Origin of the sequence: Calothrix sp. UHCC 0171 (assembly GCF_034931845.1) — a bacterium.
GTDB lineage: Bacteria > Cyanobacteriota > Cyanobacteriia > Cyanobacteriales > Nostocaceae > Brunnivagina.
This window is the reverse complement of record NZ_JAYGHN010000029.1, coordinates 1-9549: the sequence shown is the minus strand read 5'-3', so window position 1 is coordinate 9549 and position 9549 is coordinate 1. Positions and strand designations below refer to the sequence as shown.

Annotated in this window: 7 protein-coding genes and 1 pseudogene; 1 reads left to right on the top strand and 7 read right to left on the bottom strand. The window is 41.0% G+C overall.

The features are described 5' to 3' along the window. Positions 1-108: 108 nt before the first annotated feature. Positions 109-624, bottom strand: coding sequence for a DUF937 domain-containing protein (locus tag VB733_RS19570; protein ID WP_323341731.1), 516 nt, complete (start codon positions 622-624; stop codon positions 109-111). Positions 625-1007: 383 nt separating this feature from the next. Here VB733_RS19570 and VB733_RS19565 point away from each other — a divergent pair, with 383 nt between their 5' ends. Continuing rightward, positions 1008-2561 carry a GTP-binding protein gene (locus VB733_RS19565; RefSeq protein ID WP_323341730.1) on the top strand — a complete coding sequence of 518 codons (1554 nt, stop codon included), beginning with the start codon at positions 1008-1010 and terminating at the stop codon, positions 2559-2561. Between the two features lie 233 nt (positions 2562-2794). Here the strand turns inward: VB733_RS19565 and psaI are convergent, their stop codons facing one another. The 6 genes and pseudogenes from psaI to VB733_RS19535 form a co-directional block, all read right to left on the bottom strand. Continuing rightward, positions 2795-2905 carry a photosystem I reaction center subunit VIII gene (gene psaI / locus VB733_RS19560; RefSeq protein ID WP_096609248.1) on the bottom strand — a complete coding sequence of 37 codons (111 nt, stop codon included), beginning with the start codon at positions 2903-2905 and terminating at the stop codon, positions 2795-2797. A 145-nt stretch (positions 2906-3050) separates the two neighbouring features. After that, entirely contained in the window at positions 3051-5351 is a 2301-nt protein-coding gene (locus VB733_RS19555; RefSeq protein ID WP_416336338.1) for a hypothetical protein, read from the bottom strand. Between the two features lie 636 nt (positions 5352-5987). Beyond that, positions 5988-6335: pseudogene (locus tag VB733_RS19550) on the bottom strand (hypothetical protein); the annotation flags it as partial. A gap of 499 nt (positions 6336-6834) precedes the next feature. Next, complete coding sequence (locus VB733_RS19545) at positions 6835-7098, bottom strand: hypothetical protein (RefSeq protein WP_323341729.1); 264 nt, start codon at positions 7096-7098, stop codon at positions 6835-6837. A gap of 3 nt (positions 7099-7101) precedes the next feature. After that, positions 7102-8001 carry a hypothetical protein gene (locus tag VB733_RS19540; RefSeq protein WP_323341728.1) on the bottom strand — a complete coding sequence of 300 codons (900 nt, stop codon included), beginning with the start codon at positions 7999-8001 and terminating at the stop codon, positions 7102-7104. Positions 8002-8414: 413 nt separating this feature from the next. Further along, entirely contained in the window at positions 8415-9191 is a 777-nt protein-coding gene (locus VB733_RS19535) for an RNA polymerase sigma factor SigF (protein WP_323341727.1), read from the bottom strand. Positions 9192-9549: the final 358 nt, after the last annotated feature.

Sequence of the window (9549 nt, the reverse complement as noted above, 5' to 3'; positions counted from 1 at the left end):
TGGGATGAGGCGAACTTAATCTAAAAAAGATACAGAATTCTTAAGATTAAGATACATAATTTGGGATGTAGAGACGTGAAAAAATAACTATCCACGCCTCTCTTTTCCCTAACGCCCCATATACTTGCTTGCCATTTGTATAGCGTCTGCAATATCAACATCACCGTCACCATCAGCATCTAAAAATTTGCTGAGAACTGAATTACCATCACCTTGAATACTCGCTCCAGAATTTAAGAAATTGAGTACCATTGGGACAATTACTGGCAACATTTGTTGAATTGTGGCAGCATCAATACCAGTACGTTGTGCGGCTATTTCAGCAACTTGTTGTTGCATTCCCGGTGAAAATAAAGATGTCACTGCTGAAGGATTGGCGGAAGTACCTGCAAATTGATTTACTAATGCTTGTACTGCACCTGTTCCTTCATTGGCTTGTTTTTCTTGTAAAGCCGATCGCACCTGACCACCTACAATAGACATAACTGATTGCATTGTCGAGGAATCTGCACCAGTATTATTACTTAATTGCTTGACGGCATTCATGATACCGCCGATTTGAGCTAAACTACCTTGTTGATTGGGATTGGCGACTGCGCCCAAAATTTGGTCAAAAAGTCCCATGAGGAAAGTTTCTCCGTTGGTTCATTATTCCCGCTTAATTCTCACATATTTGCTGCGATCGCTACCAAGTATTTAGGAAAAAATAAGTTTTTTGTATTCACAATTGCAGAAAGGAGGCTATTCGTAATTACGAATTTAGCTATTTAACCTCAAACGGATATTTTTCTGCCGTACTTATCATTTTCCTTCCCTGCTGAAGGGACAAAAATCTCCGCGTCTCCCCGTCTCCCTCTCTCCAAGTCAATCTCAACCTTCAATTCTGGGTTGGCGAACCACTGGTTGCTCAGAAAGGTTGTGGTTCTACTCTCAAGAAAAACACTGAAACTATTAACATAAGAAGCATCTACGTTAATAATCTACTTCCTTTAACTTATCCATAATCCATGCCTCTCCCGCGCTTAATTACCCTCATCGTTGGTTTAATTGTGATTTTGAGTCTGAGTCTCTGGCTAATTCAATATCTCAACCAACTTTCTTGGCAACTTTCCTATTTCGGGTTTTTTGGTAATATCTTACTGCTACTGCTAATTCTCCTCATTGGTAGTTTAATTGCCGCCTTTGTTTACTATGTCATGGTAATTCAAGCGGGGGAAGGACGTTCTTCCCGTCGCCCAAAACGCATCACGCCATCGGAAATCCCAGTGGTCAAATCAGAAGCTGCTTCTTCAACACTGCAAGCAGTACGCCAGCAAGTCTCGCAAATTCAAGATGAAGTGACGCGACAAGCTTTATTGAGTAAATCACGGGAAATTGAAGCCAATTTAGCCCGAGGCGAAATTCAAGTTGTTGTCTTTGGAACCGGGAGCGCGGGGAAAACATCCCTGATTAATGCTGTAATTGGGCGCATGGTTGGTAAAGTTGATGCCCCAATGGGGACAACAACTGTAGGAGAAACCTACTGTTTGCGATTGAAGGGATTGGAACGCAAAATTTTAATTACCGACACACCAGGAATTTTAGAAGCAGGGGTGGCAGGAACCGAACGGGAACAGTTAGCCAGGGGATTGGCAACGGAGGCGGATTTATTGCTGTTTGTTGTGGATAATGATTTGCGACGCTCTGAATATGAGCCGTTGAAAGCTCTCGCAGAAATTGGCAAGCGATCGATTTTAGTTCTCAATAAAACCGATTTATATACCGACGAAGATAAAGAAGTGATTTTGGCGAGGTTGCGGGAACGGGTACGCGGGTTTATTTCTACAAACGACGTAGTGGCGATATCGGCAAATCCCCAATCTGTGGAATTGGAAGGTGGGGAAATGGTCAAACCAGAGTCAGAAATACTACCGTTGTTGCGGAGAATGGCAGCAATATTACGGGCAGAAGGTGAAGACTTGATCGCCGATAACATTCTTTTACAATCACTGCGCTTGGGCGAAGAAGCCAGAAAGCTAATAGATGCTCAACGTCGCCGCCAAGCAGATAAAATTGTCGATCGCTTCCAGTGGATTGGAGCCGGTGTAGTATCTATGACACCGTTACCCGTAGTCGATCTATTAGCCACAGCAGCAGTAAATGCACAAATGGTAGTCGAAATTGGACGGGTATATGGTTGTGAATTAAATATGGAGCGCGGACGGGAGTTAGCCCTATCTTTAGCGAAAACGATTGGAGGATTGGGAATAGTTAAGGGTGCATTACAACTACTCTCGACAGCATTACAATTGAATATTGGTACATTTGTCATTGGTAGGGCGATTCAAGGGGTAACGGCGGCTTATTTAACTAGAATTGCAGGGAAAAGTTTTATTGAGTTTTTCCGCAACGATCAAGATTGGGGAGATGGGGGAATGACGGAAGTTGTCCAGCGCCAATTTCAATTAAATAAGCGCGATGAATTTGTCAAAGCATTTGTTCAAGAAGCGATCGCTAAAGTCGTAAAACCTTTGGCTGACAAAACGGCGGAAATTCTTGAGGAAGATGAGAGGGCAAGGTAAGTTATCACATCAGCTTCGTCAACATATCTACGGGAAAATACACTGCTTGCAGTATATTAAAGCACGGCTTTACCCTTGACAATAAACGCGAGCCTGACGGATTCAGTTCCGCCAAACTCACGTTGAATTAGGTCAGTAGACAAAATAGCAACAAACTATGTAATGAAAAAAGTACAACTACAAACCTGCGATCGTCTATTCATCTACCAACTTATTAATCAGTCAATCACTGATTAACCGATGTTATCGCTTTCGATGTATAAGAACATAAACGCTATTGTTACAGCAGAAAAAACGTAACCAATACAAGGAACGAGGATGGAAGGCAAAAATGATGCTGCCATAGTAAATATTCCTATTAAAAGAAACTACAATTCAAAACGAGCTTACTGCAAATTCCCACAGATTTTTCTAAATTCTCAAGATTTTTAACATGAATATAAGTCTGGGTATTTAGGCGAACTGGAAATAATTCCCTTTAGCCTTTCCCTAAATCCCTAACAACTCGTCCATCTGCAAATTAGGTAAGTCAGGGGGAATAACTGTGCGTTGAATGCTGGCTTTGTGACTTTCCTGTTGGGTGACAATGTCAATGGCAATTGCTTCGATGCGGATTTCCAGACAGCCAAAGGGTATATTGATTTCGGCAAGGGCTTCCATGCCTCCCCCAAAGGAGTTTGGCAGTAAGTCTGTGAGCAGATGGGGACCTTCTAGCAACCACCGAGTTTGGCAATCCTCAACCCATAATTTTACTGCTGTTTGAGGACGAATTTCTGGTACTACGACTCTGACTCGAACCATTTTTCCGGAAACCAGTTCACCTGTTGGTAAGCTGAGTTGAGGTACTGGTAGCGATTCGATTTCTTCATCAAGATTAAGTCCTAAGCAGGATAATACATCTGCAACTGATGATACTAGTTCTTGATCTGGTTGTTTTTCGCTGTTGGCAATAGTTGCATTTTCGGCTCTACTATTATTAAAAATATCATCATCGACAATATCATCATCAACGACTATTTCCTGTGCTAACCAAGATTGGGGAATTGTGGTATTTGTAGGCTGCTGCGGTTCTATTGCTTCTACAATGTGAGGTTCGGGGATTGATTTTTCATCAGCTAAATCAGCATTTTCTTGATAACTTAAATCAGAACTTAAATCAGCATTTACATCAGCATTTTCTTGATAACTTAAATCAGAACTTAAATCAGAACTTAAATCAGAATTTTCTTGATAATTTAAATTAGGAATTAAATTAGAACCTAAATCAGAATTGAATCCTGAATCTGGCTCTAATATTGTTTCTTCTACTACTTCGTTAGACAGTTCTTCATGAATATTTTCTGGTTCATGATGATTAGTTTCCGAAGCATGAGCCGGAGGAATATTTTTAGCTGTCGGGATGTTGATATTGTAATTTTGATAATTGAAGTTGATTGTTTCCAATCCCGAATAGCCTTGGCTTTGCATCCATTTACGGATAAGTGGAGATACAAAAGGACGACTCTCTAAAGTATTTTCTCCAGATACCGGAGGATAAATCAGTTTTGCTGCGGAGTTATCTTGAGTTTGTAGATTACCCTGATTTTGGGTGTGTAACTCGTCTGTAATAATCTCATTTGCTGGTTTCTGATTTTCAACTATTTCTAAATCGTTAGAAGTAGTTGTCACCATTTCCTGATTGACAATTTCCTCAATATTCTCTATCGAGTTTGTTAAGGGTTGAACAGTTCTTTTCCTTAAAAATGGCAAACATCTAGCTTCACTTGCCAAATCATGGGTATGAGATGATATTTCCCAAGAATTATTGGGGAGCAATTTGCGCGATTCGATTTCTAGAGGTAAAGCCCGTTTTGGAGATGGCTGAACCACTAAAGGCTGGGGATTTTTCGCAGATTTAACCAGGTTGAAAAGTTCTAAATCTAACGACACAGGTGGTTCTGGTGTCATTTGCGCTAGCCCGTAATCCAACATATCCGGCTCGGTTGGTTTAACTGTGGTGCTAACAGCTAACAACTCACTGACATCAGCCGCGATTATAAACGACTGGCTGGCTAATAATTCCACATCTCCAACACCACCAAGTGCGCCGTACAAGCAAATATCTGCTAAAAGCAACTTCGATTGACAATCTGCGGGAATTTCAATCGCCAAATCAAACCCAAATGGTAACAACTTCTCTGGTAAAGCTTGCTGTACCTGCATCAAAACTTCCAACTCCTCAGATGATGCTCCTGAGATTAATGTTCCATAGGGCGATCGCAATTCTAAGCGTAATTCTCCCCCAGCGACGCTTTCAAACTCGGCGGCATCGTTTGTTTCCTTGAATTGCACCCGTCCATCAATTGTCAACTTTTCTCCCCAATGGGCAATATATGTATGCTGGGTAAGTATCAGTGACAATGGCAATTGAGTATCATCTTTTACTGATTCCTCTACTTTCTCTTCTGCAAGTAGGGGTTCGGTAGCAGGTAAAGCTAGTTCAATCAGATTATGCAGTATTTGTTCGGCGGTGTCGCCTTTTACCCACACAGGACTAATGGGAAAATCTTTAATTGTCTCCTCTGGGATGTCTGGGCGCTTTATTTGCTTAAAATTACTAGTATTAACAAAGATTGGCTCATCAAATTCTCTGGAAATATCACCTATCTTATCGCTAGCATTTGGCTCATGCTCTTGACTTATATCTTCATCTATGTGTTTACGATAATTTATATTCTTTGCCGACTCTAAATAGTCCTCATTGTCAATTATTTCCGTCGGTTCCAGGGAAATGCGATCGCTGAATACCAAACTTTCTGCATCGATTTCGTTAACTGATAATGGTTGTAATGGTTCTAATGGTAATTGTTCCAGTGGTAATTGCCGTTGGCGATCGCTTTGTTCACTATTCTCAATGATATTTTCAGTAGTAATTTCGGCAGCAATTTCTGTATTCTCTTCAGATTCGTTGGTCGCGAAATCCTCACCGACATTGTCAATGATATTTTCTGGCTGCAAGTCAGCATCACGAATAATCGCGTCAATATCTATATCAAAATCAATATCTATATCGGTTGAATGCTGGCGGTTGTTAATCTTTTCTGTGGGGATAGTCGCTTTTTCGCCATCGCCGAGAGGAGTCTCACAAACCTCAGCAGTAATATCAATAATGTTAGGTTGCTGAATTTGTTGACCTTGATTAGAAATCAGTTTCTCAGGCGGCGATACTATTTCCGCGTTTGTCGATTCGCTACGTGAGACTGGTGTTGAGGTGGCAAAATTGGGAGGAACTGGAGGTATTGGCAGATGAGAATCAGTAGAAGTTGGAGAAATTGACGCAGATGGCGATCGCAAATTGGTGTTTTCTGCTTCCAAAGGTGTAAATAAAGAAGAGTCGGTATTGCCCTCACCATTATGACTTTCTGGAGCATGGTTACTGGCAACAGCTTGGGGAAGAACTTGCAGTTTTAAAGTATGTTGCCAAGATGTACCCAGCACATCCGACATTAAATCGCCAGAACAACGAACTTCCCAAACTCCCGGCGCAAAGTAAGTAAAAGGAATAACCGCCATTAACCCTTCATTATTGGTACGCCGCAAACGCTTATGAATACGCCGTCTTGGTGGTATCTCCCACGGGGAAATGTGAGTCACCCGTACTTCTACGTCCGTATTCGCACGAGACGAACGAGCCACAACTCGATACCGCCCTTCAATAATTTCTACATAGGGCGATTCTAAGGATTGCCAATTGCGATCGCCTTGCTTCTGTATTAGAAATTGCCACTGTTCCATCATCCGTGATGTCAATACCTTACAACCGAAAAGTAATAATTAGGTTACCTTGCTTGTCAGTTTACCTCAGCAACCTATAATTGCATCACTTATTATGTTGTTTTTATTTAAACAATGCCACTATTTTGCCTAAGTGTGCTAACTTATCGCCCCAATCCCTTGCAAAATAGCCATTGTTCCTATAAATAATTGACTACTAAACAATATCTTTAAAAAGCTAGTTGTTAACTTTATGACTACTTGATCAATTTTTAATTTTTATGTTTGGAATTTTACCAGGCATCCCCAAAGACCAATTCAACGATACGCACAATAAAATCCCGGATGAGCATTACCCAGTACAATACTGTTCAGTAAACTGAGATTTGTACCTGGAAGCATCAAGCACAAATCGACAAATACTATGTAGCAAAATTATCTTTTCAAACTAAAAGCTGGGTAGAGATACACCCAACCCAACTAGATTTTTGACATATATTTTCAGATACCAAATAAAAATTCAGGCAGCTATTTCCCGCCTATTACCGTAACAACTTTCGTAATAAGCCAAAATTTCCTCAACCTGTTGTTGGTTGGAGATAGAAGAGTTTGAGGAAAAATCAATCCACAAACCCTCTATCTGACTTTGGTTATAGTCGAATTGCTGCGACGATTGACTGATTAAACCAACCTTTACCCCTTCGACTTGACGTAAATGTGCTGCAATCTCACGATATACAGCTAAAGGTAAACCAACAAATTCGATTTGACGACGTGCTTGCATTATTTAAGAAGCTCCGGTAGGAACGCTGTTTGGTGGTGGAGCAACCGCGTCCGCCGAAGCCGTTGTAGACGATGCGGGTGCCCCTTCTCCTACCATTCTCGCAACTTCAATGCCAAATTGCTCAAAAATTACTATAGGTTCAGAACCTTCATTCATCTCAATCCGTTTTACCAACAATCCACTAGACAAGCGATCGCCTGCTTGTACATAACGGCTGCTGGGTTCGGTAGGAACTTTAATAATTGCCTTTGGCTGCTTACCCACAGAAATTACACCCGACACAAAAATACCCCGTGCTAATTCAGGTTGTTGAGTTGGTGGTAATACTGATACTAGGGAAGGATTAGCCACAACCGGTGGCATTACTCTCGGTAAAATCGGAGTCAACCCGCGATTTGGTTGAGGTAATTTAGCGATCGCACCTGCGGGAACTTTTCTGTTAGAGGCAATAGGAGCTTGAATGCGATTGGAAATAACCGCACTTCGGGGTTGTATTCTTGCTTGTACTTGCGAAGGTAGCGGTGCGACAGATGGAACAGGTCGGCGTGGCGGCATCCCAACGCTATCCGTTGCCAATTGCGGATTCACAATTTGTGCAAACGGGTCAGGTCTACCTTTGGACACTCCAATAGACCTTTGCATGGCATCTGTCGGTTGAATTAAGTTGGGATTGGCGATCGCAACTACACCACCTGCGGGTTGCTGTTTACCTGCTATAACCGGATTACTAAATGGTTGAGCAGTTGAGGTCTGAGTCTCTGATGGAGTCGCTGCGGTTGTTTGTTCTGGAGTTGCCGCAGGTGTATCGGTAGGATTACTAGCTTGCTCTCCCCCATCAGATGAACACCCTGCGATCGCCATTATCGTCATGGCTACAACTGCTATGTTTGAATATCTACCCATTAGTGTCAAAAGCCATTGGAAAATTTGTTTACTGAAATCTACCTTTGGATAACCGTAATTAAAGGTGAAATCTGATTCTGTTATAACCTAGCTTTTTGAAAACAGGAGTAATTTTTAATCCTGAAATCTTTAGTAATGGTACGGTTGAATACTATTTTTGATTTTATCAATCTACTCTAAAATTGAGTTCTAGAGTAAATTTTAGATTGAATTGTATGATTGAAAAAATGATTTGAAATCAGTATTTACACTACTTCTGATTAGAACTTCACTAAATATCAAGATTAAATATTGAGAACTGTAGCAGTGAGGAAATAAATCTCAAAGGTGTAACACAATTTACCAAGATTTCATGACCAATCTTCAATCACAAGTCTCCAATCACAAATCCCCAATCCCAGACAATCTCAAAATTAATTCTCCGTCACACCCATCAAATTTTTTAAAGAATCGAGTCCTTTTTTCACTTGACGAGAAACAGTAACAACGCTAATACCCAAACGTTCTGCCACCTGCTTTTGGGTCAAATCCTGTAGAAACACAAATTCTAAAACATCACGAGTACGTTGTTCGAGTTGAAGTAGTGCTTGTTGGAGACGAATTTGGTCTTCTTGCGCGAGTTGAAAGCTGTGATACTGCTTATCTGGCACTAATTCACCTAAGCAAGCAGCACCTTCTTCACCATCTTGTACAGGTACATCCAGACTTAAGGGAGCGCGATTCACCCAAGCCAGCTTAATTTCTTGCCACTCTTCCAGACTGATATCTAGTGCAGCTGCTAGTTCCCCGTCAGTCGGTTGGCGGTTATATTGTTCCCGAAGCGATCGCGAAACACTAATAGCTTGCTGTTGTATCGCTAACCAACGTCGGGGAATTCTGACTGTGACACCCTTATCTCGTAAGTAGTGCTGAATTTCACCACGAATGTAAGGAATCGCAAAAGAACTGAAAGCATGTCCCTTTGTAATTTCAAATCTTTCAATTGCCCGAATCAGTCCTAAACAACCGACTTGGAGTAAATCCTCATAGCTTTCTTGGCATTGATTGATCCAATAATGAGCTTCTTTCCTCACTAGTCCAAAGTTAAGTTTTACAAGTTGATTGCGAATCTCAGGCGAAGGTTCTCGTTGATAATCACGCAACAACTGCCAAATTTCATGCTTCAGTTCATTGGTGGCTATGGTAGGCATGGACGGCACCGCGCTCATTTTCTTTTTTTTCAAACAAACATTAAAAATTCGCAAGCAAACCGAGCTGCAACCACCACACATCAATGGAGGCTGAAGCAAGATTCAAATTAGCGGTTTGAATATTGTCTTTTAGGTAGGTTTGGTCTTATCTTTGGGGAACAAGACTACATAGAGCTAAGATATAAATTTTGCTACTCAATTAGGAACCGAGATAGTACGTAATTTGTCTGTTTACTGCTGAAAGTGGGCGCTAGATATAAACCGATATTATGAGAAAAATAGTTATTGTTATAAAAATTTTGTATCAAGAGAAATACTTAGTCTGTAAGAAGTTATTAAAATAGAAATCAAGTTTGAT